At 62.6% G+C, this 16,432-nt stretch carries 13 protein-coding genes and 1 pseudogene; 9 read left to right on the forward strand and 5 right to left on the reverse strand.

All coding sequences use genetic code 11. The features are described from left to right. Positions 1-42: 42 nt before the first annotated feature. Positions 43-945: a LysR family transcriptional regulator gene (locus M511_RS14010; protein ID WP_010396425.1), complete on the forward strand. Its 903-nt coding sequence runs from the start codon at positions 43-45 to the stop codon at positions 943-945. Positions 946-1,065: 120 nt separating this feature from the next. Here M511_RS14010 and M511_RS14015 read toward each other — a convergent pair whose 3' ends face one another. Further along, complete coding sequence (locus M511_RS14015) at positions 1,066-2,385, reverse strand: C4-dicarboxylate transporter DctA (RefSeq protein WP_010396423.1); 1,320 nt, start codon at positions 2,383-2,385, stop codon at positions 1,066-1,068. A gap of 182 nt (positions 2,386-2,567) precedes the next feature. Between M511_RS14015 and M511_RS14020 the strand changes: the two genes are divergently transcribed. Both M511_RS14020 and M511_RS14025 read left to right on the forward strand, forming a co-directional pair. After that, positions 2,568-3,482: a LysR substrate-binding domain-containing protein gene (locus M511_RS14020; protein WP_085502512.1), complete on the forward strand. Its 915-nt coding sequence runs from the start codon at positions 2,568-2,570 to the stop codon at positions 3,480-3,482. Positions 3,483-3,647: 165 nt separating this feature from the next. Next, positions 3,648-5,720, forward strand: a complete 2,073-nt coding sequence (locus M511_RS14025) for a DEAD/DEAH box helicase (RefSeq protein WP_176224557.1) — start codon at positions 3,648-3,650, stop codon at positions 5,718-5,720. 58 nt (positions 5,721-5,778) lie between these two features. Here the strand turns inward: M511_RS14025 and M511_RS14030 are convergent, their stop codons facing one another. Both M511_RS14030 and M511_RS14035 read right to left on the reverse strand, forming a co-directional pair. Then, positions 5,779-6,204 carry a GlcG/HbpS family heme-binding protein gene (locus tag M511_RS14030; protein WP_010396416.1) on the reverse strand — a complete coding sequence of 142 codons (426 nt, stop codon included), beginning with the start codon at positions 6,202-6,204 and terminating at the stop codon, positions 5,779-5,781. Positions 6,205-6,228: 24 nt separating this feature from the next. After that, positions 6,229-7,455, reverse strand: a complete 1,227-nt coding sequence (locus tag M511_RS14035; RefSeq protein WP_010396414.1) for a cyanate transporter — start codon at positions 7,453-7,455, stop codon at positions 6,229-6,231. Positions 7,456-7,837: 382 nt separating this feature from the next. Between M511_RS14035 and M511_RS14040 the strand changes: the two genes are divergently transcribed. Beyond that, positions 7,838-9,226 carry an L-cystine transporter gene (locus M511_RS14040; protein ID WP_085502513.1) on the forward strand — a complete coding sequence of 463 codons (1,389 nt, stop codon included), beginning with the start codon at positions 7,838-7,840 and terminating at the stop codon, positions 9,224-9,226. 123 nt (positions 9,227-9,349) lie between these two features. Further along, on the forward strand, positions 9,350-9,952 hold the full coding sequence (locus M511_RS14045; RefSeq protein WP_085502514.1) for a LysE family translocator: 603 nt from the start codon (positions 9,350-9,352) through the stop codon (positions 9,950-9,952). A gap of 4 nt (positions 9,953-9,956) precedes the next feature. On the opposite strand, the gene M511_RS14050 is transcribed toward M511_RS14045, so the two are convergent. Next, positions 9,957-10,895 (reverse strand): LysR family transcriptional regulator, encoded by a 939-nt coding sequence (locus M511_RS14050; protein ID WP_227493341.1) that lies wholly within the window; start codon positions 10,893-10,895, stop codon positions 9,957-9,959. Positions 10,896-11,085: 190 nt separating this feature from the next. On the opposite strand from M511_RS14050, the gene araD1 reads away from it, so the two are divergent. From araD1 to M511_RS14070, 4 genes and pseudogenes are all read left to right on the forward strand, one after another. After that, positions 11,086-12,078, forward strand: a complete 993-nt coding sequence (gene araD1, locus M511_RS14055; RefSeq protein ID WP_085502515.1) for an AraD1 family protein — start codon at positions 11,086-11,088, stop codon at positions 12,076-12,078. Beyond that, positions 12,078-13,826, forward strand: coding sequence for an L-arabinonate dehydratase (araD, locus tag M511_RS14060; protein WP_010396405.1), 1,749 nt, complete (start codon positions 12,078-12,080; stop codon positions 13,824-13,826). The genes araD1 and araD overlap by 1 nt, the downstream gene beginning before the upstream one ends. Beyond that, positions 13,826-14,740 carry a Gfo/Idh/MocA family protein gene (locus M511_RS14065; RefSeq protein WP_085502516.1) on the forward strand — a complete coding sequence of 305 codons (915 nt, stop codon included), beginning with the start codon at positions 13,826-13,828 and terminating at the stop codon, positions 14,738-14,740. Before araD ends, M511_RS14065 begins: the two co-directional genes overlap by 1 nt. Positions 14,741-14,750: 10 nt before the next feature. After that, positions 14,751-16,125: pseudogene (locus M511_RS14070) on the forward strand (aldehyde dehydrogenase family protein). On the opposite strand, the gene M511_RS14075 reads toward M511_RS14070, so the two are convergent. Beyond that, positions 16,109-16,432: IS5 family transposase (locus M511_RS14075; protein ID WP_139824594.1), on the reverse strand; the 324-nt coding region annotated here is incomplete at its 5' end. The pseudogene M511_RS14070 and the gene M511_RS14075 sit on opposite strands and share 17 nt — an antisense overlap.

A 16,432-nucleotide genomic window follows, 5' to 3' on the forward strand; every position in this document is an offset into this window, starting at 1 on the left:
ATTATATTTGCCATATTGTTCGATAATTCTTATTAATCAAGCATGACCCTTGAGCAGCTTCGTATCTTTCTGGCCGTGGCCGAACGTCAGCATGTCACCCGTGCTGCCGAGGCGCTGAACTTGACGCAGTCAGCGGTCAGCGCCGCGATTTCGGCGCTTGAGGCGCGGCATGGTGTACGCTTTTTTGACCGGATCGGGCGGCGGATCGTGCTGACTGACACCGGCGCCGCCTTTATGACCGAGGCCCGCGCGGTGCTGGACCGCGCCGAGACCGCCGAGATGGTGCTGGAGGATCTGGCGCGTGAGCCGCGCGGCCGGTTGCGGGTGCACTCCAGCCAGACCGTGGCGAGCTATTGGCTGCCGCCGCGGCTGGTCGCGCTGCGCGAGATGCATCCGGGGATCGAGCTGCGCCTGACGGTCAGCAATACCACTCAGGTCGCTGATGCGGTGCAAGAGGGGGGCGCTGATCTGGGTCTGGTCGAAGGCGCGGTCAGTCACGGCGATCTGCATCGGCAGGTGGTGGCACGAGATCGGCTGGTCCTGATTATGGCCGCCACCCATCCCTGGGCCGGGCGCGAGACGGTGCCGGTGGCCGAGCTTACCACGCAAAGCTGGATTTTGCGCGAACCGGGATCAGGTACACGATCCGAGTTCGAGGTCTGGCTGACTGAGCAGGGCCTGTCTGTTGCGGCGCTGCCGGTGGCGCTGGAGTTACCCTCGAACGAGGCAGTGCTGAGCGCGGTTGCCTCCAGCCGATGCCTTGCGGCACTGTCTCAGCGGGCGGTGGCACGACCGGAGGCATCGGGCTGGATCATTACCCAGCCGCTGACGGGGGCCGAGAGGCCATTTGCGTTGTTAACCAATCCGCGGCGCTATCGCACCCGTGCAGTGCAGGCGTTGATTGATATTCTGACGGATGAGGGTTTCGTGACCGGGCTGCCCTGAGGCTGGCCTTTCCGACATAAAAGGGCCTGCGCCATCGGGAGGGAGGGCGCAGGCCGTCGTCTCGGCAGGGCTGACCGGGTCTTGTCACGCGGGCCCCGGTCAGCCCTGCGAGGGACCTCGTCAGCCGTGCTGCAGCTGGGTCATGGGTGCATCTTCGTCCAGCAGATCCGGCTCTGAGATATCTTCGCCATCCAGGATGCGGCGGGCGCGGTCGCGGTCGATATCGCCCACCCAGGATGCGACGACCACGGTGGCGACGCAGTTGCCCAGATAGTTCCCCAGCGCACGGGCGATGCCCATGAACCAGTCCACCGACAGCACCAGCACCAGACCGATGGCGGGGATCGCGGGGATCGCGGCCAGCGTTGCAGCCAGGATCACGATAGCCGAACCCGGCACCCCATGCGCCCCCTTGGAGGTGATCAGTGCCACGCCCAGAATAGCCAGCAGGTCCGTGGTGGACAGCGGCGTGTTGGTCGCCTGGGCGATAAAGACCGCTGCCAGCGTCAGGTAGATCGAGAAGGCGTCAAGGTTGAACGAGTAACCCGTCGGCACCACCAGACCCACGGTCGAGTCCTTGATGCCCAGCTTTTCCAGCTTGCGCATGGTCTGGGGCAGGACCGAGTCGCTTGATGCGGTGCCGGCAACGATGCTGACCTCGGTGCGCAGGTAGCGGATCAGCTTGATGATGCTGAACCCGGCCATGCGCATCACGAAACCCAGGACGACAAAGACAAAGATGGCGATGGTGACGTAGAACAGCCCGACCAGATAACCCAGCTGTGCCAGTGAACTGATGCCGTATTTGCCGACCGTAAAGGCGATGGCGCCAAAGACACCGATCGGGGCCAGACGGACGATAAAGCCCATGATCTTGAAGGTCACGTCGCCCGTCAGTTCGATCATGTGCAAAAGCGGCTTGCCACGTTCGCCAACCAGCGACAGCGCGCAGCCAAACAGCACTGCGACCAGCAGCACCTGCAGTACGTCGCCCTGAGCAAAGCCGCTGACCATCGTGGTCGGGATCAGCTTCATCAGGAATTCGACCGTGCCGCCGCTGCTGACTTCATTGGCGCGGTCGACATAGGACGACAGGGCCGAGGCGTCGAGCTGGGTCACATCTATGTTCATCCCGTGACCGGGACCAAAGAGGTAGGCAATCGCGATGCCAAGGGCGAGAGCGATCGTGGTGATGACCTCGAAATAGATGATGGCGCGAATGCCGACCTTGCCGACTTTTTTCAGGTCACCCGCGCTGGCGATGCCATGCACGACGACGCAAAAGACGATGACGGGGATCAGCATCTTGATAAGTTTGATGAACCCGTCCCCGAGCGGCTTCATCTTGGCTGCGAATTCAGGCGCGAAAAAGCCGGCGATGACCCCCAGCACCAGCGCCACGCAAACCTGTCCAAACAAGGACCTGGACCATTTTGGCATGTGTTTCCGTTCCCCCCTGTGACGGAAGAGGTGCGCCGCGGCCAGCACATGCCGGATGCGTCCTCACTCGCATCGGGCAACATGCAGGCCGAGACAGGCCCCCTATTTGATCAATAGTTGGCGAATGTCACATCCGTGTCTAATATTGATTTATTAGTGATCTATACGGTGACGCTATGAGAATGCGCCAACTCCGCTGCTTTGTCGTTCTGGCCGAAGAGCTGAACTTTACCCGGGCAGCCCGTAGGCTGAATATGTCGCAGCCGCCATTAAGCACGCAACTTCAGACACTTGAGCGTGAAGTTGGCGCCGAGCTCATCAGCCGCACCAGCCGCAAAGTGGCGCTTACACGTGCCGGAGAGCTGTTTCTGCCGCGTGCGCGCAACATGCTGGATCAATATGAACGCAGCCTGCATGAGATCCGGGAAATTCAACGCGGCCAGGACGGATTGCTGGAAATCGGGGCAACTGGTTCGATTTTACGCGGCGGCCTGTCCGAGCTTCTGGCCCAGTTTGCGCGCCTGCATCCACGAATCACGTTGCGTGTTCATGAGCAGACGCCGGCGACTCAATTGACCGAGGTTTTGAGCCGGCGCACGGATGTCAGCTTTAACCGCTCGGTGCCGCGTGATGATGAGCTGGCCTATGAATACGGCTGGCGGGAAGAGATGATGGCGCTGGTGCGCAGCGACCATAGGCTGGCCGGACGCACCTGTGTGTCGATCGACGATCTGCGCGAGGATCAGCATGTGGTGCTGCGACCCGAAAGCTCGGATTTCGCGGCCTATGTCATGTCCTGCATCATCGCTTCGGGCTATCGGCCGCAGGTTTCGCAACAGGTCGTTGACGCGCAATCAATCCCCAGCCTGATCGTTGCGGGCTTTGGTGTCAGCATCGTGCCGGCGGGAATTGCACGGCTGACGGCCGGGCCGCTGACATTTCTGCCGATCCGGCCCAACCCCCCGGTGTCCGAGGTCTATATCGTCTATCACCATCGCGACCCGGTCCCGGCACTGCAACTGTTTCTGACCGAGGTGCGTCGCTGTCTTGGTCACGACCCGGGCGTGCCGACCCAAAAAGAGCCGCCGCTGCCCTGACGTCAAAGACCGGCTTCCGAGTTTCGCTTTGACTTGCGGGGCAGGGGCGGCTATGGGGGCAGCTTGGCTCTGCATTCCGGGCCGGCGACCCAAGGCTGGGGTCTGACCGCAAAGGGGATGGTGCCTTTCACCCGGATGCTGCGCATCCCCTTTCTGGCGAAGAAGATGAACGAACATGATATTGCCGCGCCTCTGGCCGCGGCGCTGGCGGCCAAGGGCTATGCCAGCCTTACCTCTGTACAACAAGCGGCGCTTGAGCCCGAGGCGCGGGGACGCGATGTGCTGGTCTCGGCCCAGACCGGGTCGGGCAAGACCGTGGCCTTTGGCCTTGCCATGGCGGGCGATATTCTTGACGGCGACAGCCTTCCCGATGTCAGCCAGCCGTTGGCTTTGGCGATTGCCCCCACGCGTGAACTGGCCTTGCAGGTGGCGCGCGAACTTGGCTGGCTTTATGCCCAGGCCGGGGCGCGGATCGCCACTTGCGTTGGCGGGATGGATTACCGCACCGAGCGCCGGGCGCTTGAGCGTGGCGCGCATATCGTCGTCGGCACGCCCGGCCGCCTGCGCGATCATATCGAACGCGGGTCGCTGGATCTGAGCGGACTTGCCGCCTGCGTTCTGGACGAGGCCGATGAGATGCTGGACCTCGGCTTTCGCGAGGACCTGGAATTTATCCTGGGCAGCGCGCCGGCCAGCCGCCGCACGCTGCTGTTTTCGGCAACCGTGCCTCCGGCTATTGAACAGCTTGCGCGCGATTTCCAGCGCGATGCGCTGCGCATTCAGGCCATGGGCGAGGCGCGCCAGCACGGCGATATCGAATATCGCGCCCTGTCCGTGGCGGCTCGCGACCGTGAGCACGCGATCTTTAACACGCTGCGCTATTATGAGGCGAGCCGCGCGATCATCTTTTGCAAGACCCGGGCTAATGTGAACCATCTGCTGGCGCGGATGGGCAATCGCGGCTTCAAGGTCGTGGCACTGTCGGGCGAGCTGTCCCAGCAGGAACGCAGCCACGCCTTGCAGGCGCTGCGTGACGGGCGGGCGCGGGTCTGTATCGCTACCGATGTTGCCGCGCGCGGCATCGACCTGCCGGGGCTTGAACTGGTGATTCATGCCGATCTGCCAACCAACCCGGACACGCTTTTGCATCGTTCGGGCCGGACCGGACGGGCAGGGGCCAAGGGGACCTCGGTGCTGATTGTGCCGTCTTCGGAGTACAAGCGCGCTCAGCGGCTGTTGCAGCGTGCGCGGCTGGTCGCGGAATGGGGCAAGGCCCCTTCGGCCGAGGAAGTGCAGGCGCGCGATGATGAGCGGATGACGGATCATCCCGCGCTGGGCGAAGCGCCGGGCGACGAAGCCGCGCTGGCCTCTGCGCTGCTTGACCGGTTTGGTGCGGAACAGGTTGCCTCGGCCTTTGTGAGACTGTGGCGCGAAGGGCGTCCGGCGCCCGAGGAACTGTCGGAAAACGTCGTGCCGGCGCCTTCGGCCCCGCGGGAGCGTGGAGAGTTTGGCCCGGCGGTATGGTTCCTGCTTTCGGTCGGCCATTCCGGTCGGGCCGAGGCGCGCTGGTTGTTGCCCAAGATCTGCGAGGCCGGGGATATCACCCGTGACGCGATTGGCGCGATCCGGGTCAAGACCGAACAGACCTTTGTACAAATCGCGGCAGCTGTCGCCGATAATTTTGGCGAACGGACCGAACTTGAGCCCGGCCTGACCATGCGCCGCATTGAGGGCGAGCCGGTTTTCGATGTTCCTGCTGCCCGGGTGAAAAAGCCGCACCGTGGACAGGATCGCAGCCAGGAACGAGGACCAGAACGGGCACATTCCCCCCGCGCCCCCTACGCCGAGCCGCAGGAACTGCGCCCGCGTGCCAAGGCTAAAGCCGGGGCAAAACCGCCGCTTCGTCCTGAACCTGTCGCGTCAGAGCCAGTTACGCGCAATGCGCCTGCGCCGCAGGCCGAGGCAGCCGAGGCACCGCGCAAGGCACGCTGGAGCAGTGAAAAGAAGCTGGCTCATAAGACCTCCGCGAAACCCGGTCCCAAGGCTGGCTCCAAATCGGCGGGCTTCAAGTCTCATGGCGGATCGGCCCGCGATGACGGCGCCGAGGGACGGCCCAGACGCGCCGCCGGTTTCCGCTCGCACCGCGCCGAGGGTGGCTGGCAGGGCAAGGGGGAAGATAAGCCCTTCCGTGCCCGTCCGAAGCCCGGGACCCGTTCGGGTAAGCCCGGCCCGCGCTAGGACCGAACCTGCATCCGCCCCGATCCTGCAGGGTCGCGGCGGATGCGCTTCCACAACCTTAGGCGCGATGGGCCCGCCAGTGGTCGATACCGGCCTGGGCGACAGACTGATCCTGATCGGGCGTCCCTGATGATACGCCGATCCCGCCGACCGTCTGGCCTTCGTGTTCAACTGGCAGCCCACCGCCCACGACCGTCAGCCGCCCGCCGATAGCCGAGAAAATGCCCCAGGCTGGCGCGCCGGGCTGGCTGGCTGCGCCATATTCATGGGTGGCTTTACGAGCCGCTGCGGCAGTAAAGGCCTTGTCTACGGCAATGGTGGCTGATGTCACCTTGCCCCCGTCCATGCGCGAAAAAGCCAAAAGCTGGCCGCTTTCATCGGTGACGGCGATGCACATGGGGACGCCGATGGTGCGGGCATGGGCTTCGGCCCCTTCGACAAGCAGGCGCGCGTCGGCTTGATCCAGCCTGGTGATGGTTTGCATGGGTTTCTCCTCCTGTTGAAACTTTTATTCGGCGGGCGCGGCATCCCCGGCGGGGCCGGCCGGAACGTCAAGGCGTTGCATGGCCTTGCCATAGTCTGCGGGCGACAGGGCAAGGATCAGCACCGACACCACCAGCACAGCGGCAAGATGCAGCGCCCAGCCAGCGGTGAAGCTGCCCGTCAAATCATGCAGCAGGGCCAGCACCCATGGTGGCAGCGCGGCGAGCAGAAAGCCTCCGCCCTGCATCAGGGCTGCCAACGTTCCGGCCTCGGCCGGACCAGGCAGATGGTCCAGCGCGACAATCATCATCAGCGAGAAACACCCGCCAAGCCCCGCGCCCAGCATAAAGGTGACCATATGCGGCGCGGCCTCGGGGCGCAGGATCAGCATGGCAAAGCCGATGATCTGCATTGCAAGGCAAAGCGCCAGCCACGGCCTGTGGTCGCGTGAGCGGTTGGCGAGTGCCGGGATCAGCAGCGCCGAAACTGCCTGTCCGACGGCAAGCAGGGCGAGCAGTCCGCCACTTGCTCCGGCTGACCAGCCTAGTTCCTGAAAGGTAGGCGAAATCCACGCGACCGAGGATGAGTATCCCCCGTTGATAAGCCCGAAACAGGCCATAAGCAGCCAGACCCGGGGCAGGCGCAGCCAATGGGCCAGCCGTTGGCGACCCTCTCGCGGTTGGCGCTTTTCGGACGGCAGGACAAGCGCGGCCAGCAGGGCTGTCATCAGGGCGGGCACGGCAAGCCAGCCAAGCGCCAGCCTCCAGCTGCCAGACCATGCCGCGATCAGCGGCGCGGCCTGTGCGCCAAATGCGCCGCCGCCCATCATCATCGAGGCGTAAAGCCCCATGGCGAGGTTCAGCCCCTGTTGGAATTCGCGTTTGATGATGGCGGGAAAGGCAGCCTGCGCGCCCGCCGCGCCAAGGCCAAGCAGCACTGCCGAGCCAAGAAGGTCAAAGGTCGAATGGGCCACCAGCCGCAGCCCGGAACCGAAGCCCAGAATGACCAGCGCAAGAACGGTGGCGCGTTTCGCCCCCAGCCTTGCCAGTATGGCCGGACCAAAGAACGCCCCCGCGCCCATCAGCAGGATCGGCACCAGTGTCAGCGCCGACAGTCCCTGCAGGGACAGGCCGGTTTCGGCCCGCATCGGCGCGGTCACGGGGCCGACGCCGGTCAGAAAGGGCCGTAACGCCAGCCCGACCAATGCCACCACGATAAGCAGTCGCAGGGTTGCGTTCCGGTCTTTGGTCATTGCCTATGCATCCGCTGGCGCAATAAGCGCGCGACAATCTGGGGCGAAAGCTTGTGCATGGCCTGCCTTGCTGTTGCGATGGGCCGGATCACCGGGAAACGGGCCGAGCCATAGGGCGAAAAAATCTCAAAGAGGGCATCGGCGGGCGCAGATTAACCGGCAGGGCAGTAAGTAATAATCTGCAATATCTATATACAGAATCAAAAACAGATTGAATATTGTGCTGCGGCGGGCTATGGCTGCCCCCTTGCCGGATCCGGCCCGGACGACCGCCGCGACAGGGACATGTCGGCAACGCAGGACCGTTTTGCAACGGTCGTCTCTATACGTTGCGGTTCGGTTATGGCTTGATGACTCAATCTGAAATTGCCGGAGACACGCGATGGCAACCGTTCTTGTCAATCTACTGATCTTTGCCGCGCTGATCGTGGTGCTGGTCCGCCTGCAAGGCGGGCGGCTGTCGCTGTCGGTGCGGGTCTTTGTCGGCCTTATCCTTGGCACATTGTTCGGGATCGGGCTGCAACTTGTCTATGGCAACGGCGCACCGGTGCTGAAAACCACGATCGACTGGATCAACGTGGTCGGCAACGGCTATGTGCAGCTGTTGCAGATGGTGGTGATGCCGCTGGTCTTTGCCGCGATCCTCAGCGCGGTGTCGAGGCTTTACGATGCCTCGGCGCTGGGGCGGATCTCGGTCCTGACGCTGGGCACGCTTCTGATCACCACGGCGATCGCCGCCTTTGTCGGTGTCGTCATGGCGCTGGCCTTTGGTCTGACAGCCGAAGGGCTGACGCAAGGTGCGGCCGAAACCGCCCGGCTGGCGGCGCTTGAGACGAACTATGCGCCCAAGGTTGCCGACCTGACGGTGCCGCAGCTGCTGCTGTCCTTTATCCCCAAGAACCCCTTTGCTGATCTGACCGGGGCGAACCCGACCTCGATCATCGCGGTGGTGGTTTTTGCGGCCTTCCTTGGCGTCGCCGCGATCCGCCTGGTGCGCCGTGACGAGGAAAAGGGACGCAGCCTTCTGAACCTGATCGACATCCTGCAAGCCTGGATCGGTCAGCTGGTGCGGCTGATCATGGTGCTGACCCCCTATGGCGTCATGGCGCTGATGACCAAGATGGCGGCAACCTCGAATGCCAGCGACATCCTGAACCTCGGCAAATTTGTCGTTGCCTCTTATCTGGGGCTGGGGATCATGTTTGTCGTGCATGCTGTGCTGCTGAGCCTGACCGGGGTGAACCCGCTGGTGTTTTTCCGCAAGATCGTGCCGGCGCTGACCTTTGCCTTTTCCAGCCGGTCAAGTGCCGCGACCATCCCGCTGAACGTCGAGATCCAGACCCGCCGTTTGGGCGTGCCGCAAACGATCGCCTCGTTCTCGGCGTCATTCGGGGCGACCATTGGCCAGAACGGCTGCGCCGGGCTTTATCCGGCCATGCTGGCTGTGATGGTGGCGCCGACAGTCGGGATCAACCCGCTTGATCCGGGCTGGATCATGACGCTTTTGGCCATTGTCACCTTGTCCTCGGCCGGGGTAGCCGGGGTCGGTGGGGGTGCGACCATGGCGGCGCTGATCGTCCTGCCGGCCATGGGCCTGCCCGTGACGCTGGTGGCGCTGCTGATCTCGGTCGAACCGCTGATCGACATGGGCCGGACGGCGCTGAACGTTTCGGGTTCGATGACGGCGGGCACGGTCACCTCGCAGATCCTTGGCCAGACGGACAAGGCTGTTTTGCAAAGCCGGGACGAACCCAGCCTGCAAAACGCCTGACCATTGCCCGGTGCCGCACCCACAGCGCGGCGCCGGGACCTTTGCGCAACGGCGTGCTTGTGTGTTTGCGCGAGGCCGAAGTTCCTTTAATCCCGGCTTAATCCGGGTGGAGGAACCTGAAGCGTGAGCCTTGAATATCTTCTGACCATCTTTGTCATCTGCGTTTCGCCGGGAATTGGCGTGGTCTATACCCTGTCCGCGACCCTTGGAGGGGGGATGAGGGCAGGGTTCTGGGCCGCGGCCGGATGCACGATCACCACGGTGATCCATCTGGTCATCGCCATGGCGGGGCTTGCCGCGATCCTGCATACCAGCGCCGTTATCTTTCAGACGATCAAATATGCAGGCGTTGCGTATCTGCTGTGGATGGCCTGGTCGGTGTTGAAGGATAGGGGTGGGTTGTCGCTGCGCCCCTCAGCGCCTCAGTCGCGTAGGGCGCTGGTCTGGCGCGGGGTGGCGCTTAATATCCTTAACCCGAAATTGCCGCTGTTCTTTGTAGCTTTCATCCCGCAATTCGTCCCTGCAGGCAGCCCGATCAGCCTGCTGTTCGAGTTGGGGCTGGGCTTTACGCTGATGACCTTTGTGGTCTTTCTGGGCTATGCCGCACTGGCGGCGCGGGGCAGGCAGCACCTTTTGCACAGCGAAAGGGCGATGAACTGGCTGCACCGCACCTTTGCCGCCTGTTTTGCAGGGCTGGGGCTGAAGCTTGCTGCCGAGAGTGCTTAGGGTACTAGCCGCCTTGGCCAAAGGTGTCGCGCACCGGGCTTTCTGACAGCATGACCAGCTTTTCTCGTAGCCGCATCGCCAGAGGCGACAGCGGGCGGCGTCTGAGGTCCAGCAGGTAATAGGGCGAGACCCGGATTTCATGCGGGACCTGCAAGACCGCAAAACCCGCGCCGACCGGAGGGCGGATCAGAAGTTCGGCCACCTCTTCGGACATGGGCGCGACCGCGTCGCTTTGCGCAAGATAGGCGATGGTCAGCAGCAACGAGGGGCTGTTGACGATATTGCGCGGTTCGGGCAGGCCAACATCGGCAAAGGCGGAAAGCGTCGCCTCGCGGATCGGTGCGCCGCGTTGCTGCATGATCCATTCCTGTTCGCAAAGCTCGGTCAGTGTCACCGGGGCGGCGCGGCTTAGCGGGTGGGTCGAGCGAACCAGAAAAGCCACCTTTTCATCCCGCATCGGCAGGATGTTGAAGTCGCGGCTGTCGAATTCCGGCAGGATACGGGCAAGGACGAAATCCATTTCTCCGGCCGCCAGATGTTGCAACAGCTCGCGCGAAGGCATGACATCAACGGTGATCTCGGCATCGGGGGCACCTTGCTTGATCTCGCGGATGGCCGAAACGAGATAGCCGACCGCAGGCCCGGTCACCGCGCCCACCCGCAAGGCGCCGCCAAAGCCGTTGCGCAGCGCCTGCACGTCCGAGGCCATGCTGAACATCTCGCGCAGGATGACGCGTGCGCGGCGCAGGACGGCGCGCCCGATCTCGGTCGGTTCCATGCCCTTGGGCTGGCGCAGGAAAAGCTGGGCACCGACCTGGTTTTCGATCTCGGCCAGCATACGCGAGGCGGCGGGTTGGGTCATGCCAATACGTTCGGCCGCCATCTGTAACTGGCCAGTTTCGGCGATCTGCTGGATCAGCCGCAGTTGGGCAGGTTTCAACATCAGGCGGGCAGGAGGTAATGACATAACAGATCCGATATGCAAATGGAAGACGAAGTAATTTTACCATTATGTAATTTCATGGCTGGATCATTCGCAAGCCGTCAGAGGGGAACGGTTGCCCGGTGGGAGGAGATGCCTTGCAAAATGCCGGCGGTACCCCGCTCTGATCGATCGCAGCGAGGGCCATAGCATGTATCTGTCTCAACTAATTCTGCCTGATGGCAGCCGGGCCGTTGCTCTGCGCCGTCAGGATCAGGCACATCTGGTGCCGGGGGCGGAAAGCACCCGCGATCTGGCCTTGGCCGCCATCGCTGCCAGACACAGCCTCGCGGCCGAAGCTGAAAGCCGTGGACAGGGTGCCGCGGTAGATCTGGTTGCCGCGCTGGCCGAGGGGCGGGTTCTGCTACCGCTCGACCATCCCGATCCGGCGCATTTGCATGTCAGCGGCACAGGCTTGACGCATCTTGGTTCGGCAGCGGCGCGCGATGCCATGCATGGTGCGGCAATTGATGCAGCCGATATCACGGACAGTATGAAGATGTTCCGCATGGGTCTGGAAGGCGGAAAGCCCGCGCCGGATGAACCGGGGGTGCAGCCTGAATGGTTCTACAAGGGCAACGGCCATGCGCTGGCCGTGCCTGGCGCGCCCCTGACCGCGCCCGCCTTTGCGCTGGACGCGGGCGAAGAGCCCGAGATTGCCGGCCTTTATCTGATCGGTCCGGATTGCCGGCCCTTTCGCCTTGGCTTTGCGCTTGGCAACGAATTCTCGGACCATGTGACCGAGCGGGGGAATTACCTGTGGCTTGCCCATTCCAAACTGCGCCCGGCCAGCTTTGGTCCCGAGATCCTGCTTGGCGATCTGCCCCGGCATGTCGAGGGCATGAGCCGTATTCTGCGGGGCGGTTCGGCCCTGTGGGAAAAACCCTTTCTGTCAGGAGAGGCGAATATGTCCCATAGCATCGCCAACCTTGAACATCATCACTTTAAATACGCGCTTTTCCGTCAGCCGGGTGATGTGCATGTGCATTTCTTTGGCACTGCGACCCTGTCCTTCGCCGATGATATTCGCTGCCGCGCAGGCGATGTGTTCGAGATCGAGGCCCCGGCACTTGGTCTCGCGCTGCGCAATCCGCTGGCACTGGATCAGCGTAGCGAACCCCTGACCTGTGTCGAGGTGCTTTGATGTCCAAGTCTTTCACTCCCGCCCCCTGGCCGCGTAGGCTGCGTTCCCAACATTGGTATGGCGGCAATTCCCGTGACACCATCTATCATCGCGGCTGGTTAAAGAATCAGGGCTATCCCCATGATATTTTTGACGGACGTCCGGTCATTGGCATTCTCAACACCTGGTCTGATCTGACACCCTGTAACGGTCACCTGCGCGATCTGGCCGAAAAGGTGAAAGCCGGCGTGTGGGAGGCCGGGGGCTTTCCCGTCGAGGTTCCGGTCTTTTCAGCAAGCGAAAACACCTATCGTCCGACCGCGATGATGTATCGCAATCTTGCCGCCATGGCTGTCGAAGAGGCGATGCGCGGCCAGCCCATCGACGGCGCGGTGCTGATGGTCGGTTGTGACAAGACCACGCCCAGCTTGCTGATGGGGGCTGCCTCGACTGATATCCCCTCGATCGTTGTCACCGGCGGGCCGATGCTGAACGGCTGGTTCCGGGGCGAGAGGATCGGCTCGGGCACGCATCTGTGGAAATTCAGCGAGGCGGTCAAAGCCGGCGAGATGACGCAGGAGGAATTCCTTGAGGCCGAGGCCGCGATGAGCCGTTCCTCAGGGACCTGCAACACCATGGGCACAGCCTCGACCATGGCCAGTATGGCCGAGGCGCTGGGGATGGCCCTTTCGGGCAATGCTGCGATCCCCGCCGTGGATTCGCGCCGCCGCGTCATGGCGCAACTGACCGGGCGTCGGATCGTCCAGATGGTCAAGGACGACCTTAAGCCCAGCGATATCCTGACCCGTGAGGCCTTTGAGAACGCGATCCGTACCAATGGCGCGATTGGCGGATCGACCAATGCGGTGATCCACCTTCTGGCGCTGGCTGGTCGGGTCGGGGTCGATCTGACGCTGGACGATTGGGACCGGCTTGGCCGCGACGTTCCGACCATCGTGAACCTGATGCCGTCCGGCCAGTACTTGATGGAAGAATTCTTTTATGCCGGTGGTTTACCTGTAGTTCTTAAGCGTTTGGGAGAGGCTGGCCTGTTGCATCAGGAGGCGCTGACTGTCTCGGGCCGTTCAGTCTGGGATGAGGTCAAAGATGTGCGGAACTGGAACGAAGAGGTCATCTTGCCTGCTGAACACCCGCTGACAGATCAGGGCGGCATCGCCGTCCTGCGGGGCAACCTTGCTCCGGATGGCGCGGTGCTTAAACCTTCGGCCGCCAGTCCGCATCTGATGCGCCATCGTGGTCGCGCCGTGGTTTTTGAGGATATCGACGACTACAAGGCGCGCATCAATGACGAGGCACTCGATATCGACGAAACCTGCGTCATGGTGCTGAAGATGTGCGGTCCGCGCGGCTATCCAGGCATGGCCGAGGTTGGCAACATGGGCCTGCCGCCCAAGGTGCTGCGCAAGGGGATCACGGACATGGTACGGATTTCGGACGCGCGCATGTCGGGTACGGCCTATGGTACGGTGGTGCTGCATGTTTCGCCCGAGGCGGCGCGGGGGGGGCCTTTGGCCATCGTCCGCAACGGTGACATGATCGAGCTTGATGTGCCGAACCGTCGCCTGCATCTGGACGTCCCGCAGGAAGAGATCGAGCGCAGGCTGGCCGTCTGGCAAAGCCCCGCGCCGCATCCGCAGGGCGGGTATGCGCAGCTATTCCATGAGCATGTCGGGGGAGCCGATACCGGGGCTGATTTCGATTTCCTGCGCGGCTGCAGGGGCCGCGAGGTTGGAAAGGACAGCCATTGATGCGAAAGATCGCGCTTGTCGGGATTGGAAAAATCGCTCAGGATCAGCATGTTCCATCCATATCTTCATCTTCTGAGTGGCGGCTTTCTGCCACGGTCTCACGGCATGGCCGCGTCGATGGGGTCGAGAATTTCGTACAGATCGAGGATCTGCTTGCAGCCCGGCCGGACATCGGGGTGGTGTCGCTTTGCCTGCCTCCGGTGCCGCGCTTTGCAGCGGCCTGCGCTGCCTTGCGCGCGGGCCGGCATGTGATGCTGGAAAAGCCGCCCGGCGCGACGATAGCCGAGGTTCATGCGCTGCACGACCTCGCCCTTGCGCAAGGGGTGACGCTGTTTGCCTCATGGCATTCGCGGGCGGCACAGGCCGTAGCGGCGGCAAAAGTCTGGCTTTCCGGGCGCAAGATACGTGGCGGCCGCATCATCTGGCGCGAGGATGTGCGTAAATGGCATCCCGGTCAGGACTGGATCTTTGCCGCAGGAGGCATGGGAGTTTTCGATCCCGGCGTCAACGCACTGTCTATCCTGACCGAAATCCTGCCGCAGCCGGCAAGGGTGCTGAGCGCAGAGCTTGATTTTCCTGCCAACCGTCAGGCGCCCATCGCTGCACGGCTAAGCTTGTCTCAGGGAATTTCCGCCGATTTCGACTTTCGGCAAGAGGGGCCGCAGACCTGGGATATGGAATTCGAGACTGACAGCGGTACGCTCGCCCTACGCATGGGCGGCAATGTGCTTGAAATCAACGGCCAGCCTGCCGGGGGGCAGATGAGCATCATGGGCGAATATCCCGCGCTATATGCCCATATGGCTGAACTGGTCGCCGGGTCAGCGTGTGATGTCGATCTGTCACCGCTGGTTCTGGTCGCTGACGCCTTCATGTTGGGTCGCAGGAATTCCGTGAAAGAATTTGAATTTTAAGGATATTGATATGGGCTTTTCGCCCATGGCAGGCGATCTGATCGCGGGGGAAAGGATTGGCTTGGACCGGCGCTTTCACAACGCGCCGGTTGATGGTCCGGTGCATGAGTTTTCGCAAGGCAGTGTTGATCTGGTCAATCAGGTGGTGCAGGCGGCTGAGGATGCGTTTTGGCCCTCTGGCTGGACCAGTCGCGAGGTGAGGGCGACCTTTCTCGAAATCATCGCTGATGAGATCAAGGCTTGTGCCGAAGCGATCACCCGGATCTGGAACCGCGGAACCGGCTTGCCCGGGGCGCGGCTGCAGGGTGAGCGTGGCCGCACCGCCGGCCAGCTGCGGATGTTCGTGAGCCATATTCGCAAAGGGCGATTACCTTGATCGACGCCATGACCCGGCGCTGCCCGACCGTCAGCCTGCGCCCCGCCCGGATCTGCGGCTGATCCAGCGCCCGATCGGGCCAGTGGCAGTGTTCGGTGCTTCGAACTTGCCGCTGGCTTTCTCGACCGCTGGTGGCGACACCGCCTTGGCCTCTACCACCGGATGCCCGGTGGTCCCGGCACCGCCGAGATTGTTGCAGATGAGATTCGTGCAGCCATTACAAAATCCGGGATGCATCCGGGTATATTCAGTCTGATCCAGGGGGCGGAGCATCAGACGGGCGCGGCCTTGGTCCAGCATCCGCTGATCAGTACCGGTAGCCTAGCCGGGAGGGGGCAGACCAGTTTTGTACTGATCCCGGCATCGCCGTTGTGGTTGAGGGTCCCGATACCGACCGTTTCGCCGCAGCCATCCGTGCGGCGCCGGGACAGGTAGATCCTCAGGTCATACTGACCGAGAGCATTGCCGAGGCCTATCGTTGCGGTAACCCGGTGCTCGACAGCCGCAATGCAGTCAGGCCACTTGTGACTTCTGATGCTGCTGGCCGCGAGGCAGGGCCTAACCTTTACGAAACGAGAGTTTCGGAACTTCTCGCCGACCCGGCGCTTGGCCAGGAGGTTTTTGGTCCCTTGGGTCTGATCGTGCTGGTGTGCGATCTGGACGAGATGCTGACTCTGGCGCGTGGCCTTGAGGGGCAATTGACCGCCTGCATATGGATGGCGCCGATCTGCCCCATGCGCAGCGTCTGCTGCCGATCCTTGAGTGCAAGGCGGGCAGGGTACTGGTGAATGGCTTTCCAACTGGCGTCGAGGTCTGTGATGTCATGGTTAACGGCGGCCCATATCCGACCTCGACGAACTTTGGCGCGACCTCGGCCGGCACCATGGCGATCCGCAGGTTTCTACGTCCAGTGTGCTATCAGAACCTGCCCGGGGAGTTTGTGTCAGAGGATCTGCGGCAGATGAAAACTGGACTGTGGCTAGGGTCAGGACTCATAACCAATAAATGACGATTGCGGCGAGGGCGATGGCTGAGAGGAAGACCTTTGGGCATCTGTCATATCGGGTTGCCACACGCCGCCAATCCTTGAGCCTGCCGAACATGATCTCGATCCTGTTGCGCCGTTTGTATCGGCGCTTGTCGTACTTCACCGTCATCTTCCGCTGTTTTCGACCAGGGATACACGCCCGTATCCCCTTGTCTTTCAATGCTTCTCTGAACCAGTCGGCGTCATAGCCGCGATCCCCGAGCAACCAATCGACATCCGGCAGGCTGCTCAACAATGCCCGCGCGCCAATGTAGTCGCTGACCTGACC

It is taken from the genome of Paracoccus sp. J56 (assembly GCF_019633685.1).
Lineage (GTDB): Bacteria > Pseudomonadota > Alphaproteobacteria > Rhodobacterales > Rhodobacteraceae > Paracoccus > Paracoccus kondratievae.

What these genes read in the sequence shown, in the direction of transcription:
- M511_RS14010 (WP_010396425.1), top strand. Translation starts at nt 43, where the DNA reads ATGACCCTTGAGCAGCTTCGTATCTTTCTGGCCGTGGCCGAACGTCAG.
- M511_RS14020 (WP_085502512.1), top strand. Translation starts at nt 2,568, where the DNA reads ATGCGCCAACTCCGCTGCTTTGTCGTTCTGGCCGAAGAGCTGAACTTT.
- M511_RS14030 (WP_010396416.1), bottom strand. Translation starts at nt 6,204, where the DNA reads ATGCAAACCATCACCAGGCTGGATCAAGCCGACGCGCGCCTGCTTGTC.
- araD1 (WP_085502515.1), top strand. Translation starts at nt 11,086, where the DNA reads ATGTATCTGTCTCAACTAATTCTGCCTGATGGCAGCCGGGCCGTTGCT.
- M511_RS14035 (WP_010396414.1), bottom strand. Translation starts at nt 7,455, where the DNA reads ATGACCAAAGACCGGAACGCAACCCTGCGACTGCTTATCGTGGTGGCA.
- M511_RS14050 (WP_227493341.1), bottom strand. Translation starts at nt 10,895, where the DNA reads ATGTTGAAACCTGCCCAACTGCGGCTGATCCAGCAGATCGCCGAAACT.
- M511_RS14025 (WP_176224557.1), top strand. Translation starts at nt 3,648, where the DNA reads ATGAACGAACATGATATTGCCGCGCCTCTGGCCGCGGCGCTGGCGGCC.
- M511_RS14015 (WP_010396423.1), bottom strand. Translation starts at nt 2,385, where the DNA reads ATGCCAAAATGGTCCAGGTCCTTGTTTGGACAGGTTTGCGTGGCGCTG.
- M511_RS14040 (WP_085502513.1), top strand. Translation starts at nt 7,838, where the DNA reads ATGGCAACCGTTCTTGTCAATCTACTGATCTTTGCCGCGCTGATCGTG.
- araD (WP_010396405.1), top strand. Translation starts at nt 12,078, where the DNA reads ATGTCCAAGTCTTTCACTCCCGCCCCCTGGCCGCGTAGGCTGCGTTCC.
- M511_RS14065 (WP_085502516.1), top strand. Translation starts at nt 13,826, where the DNA reads ATGCGAAAGATCGCGCTTGTCGGGATTGGAAAAATCGCTCAGGATCAG.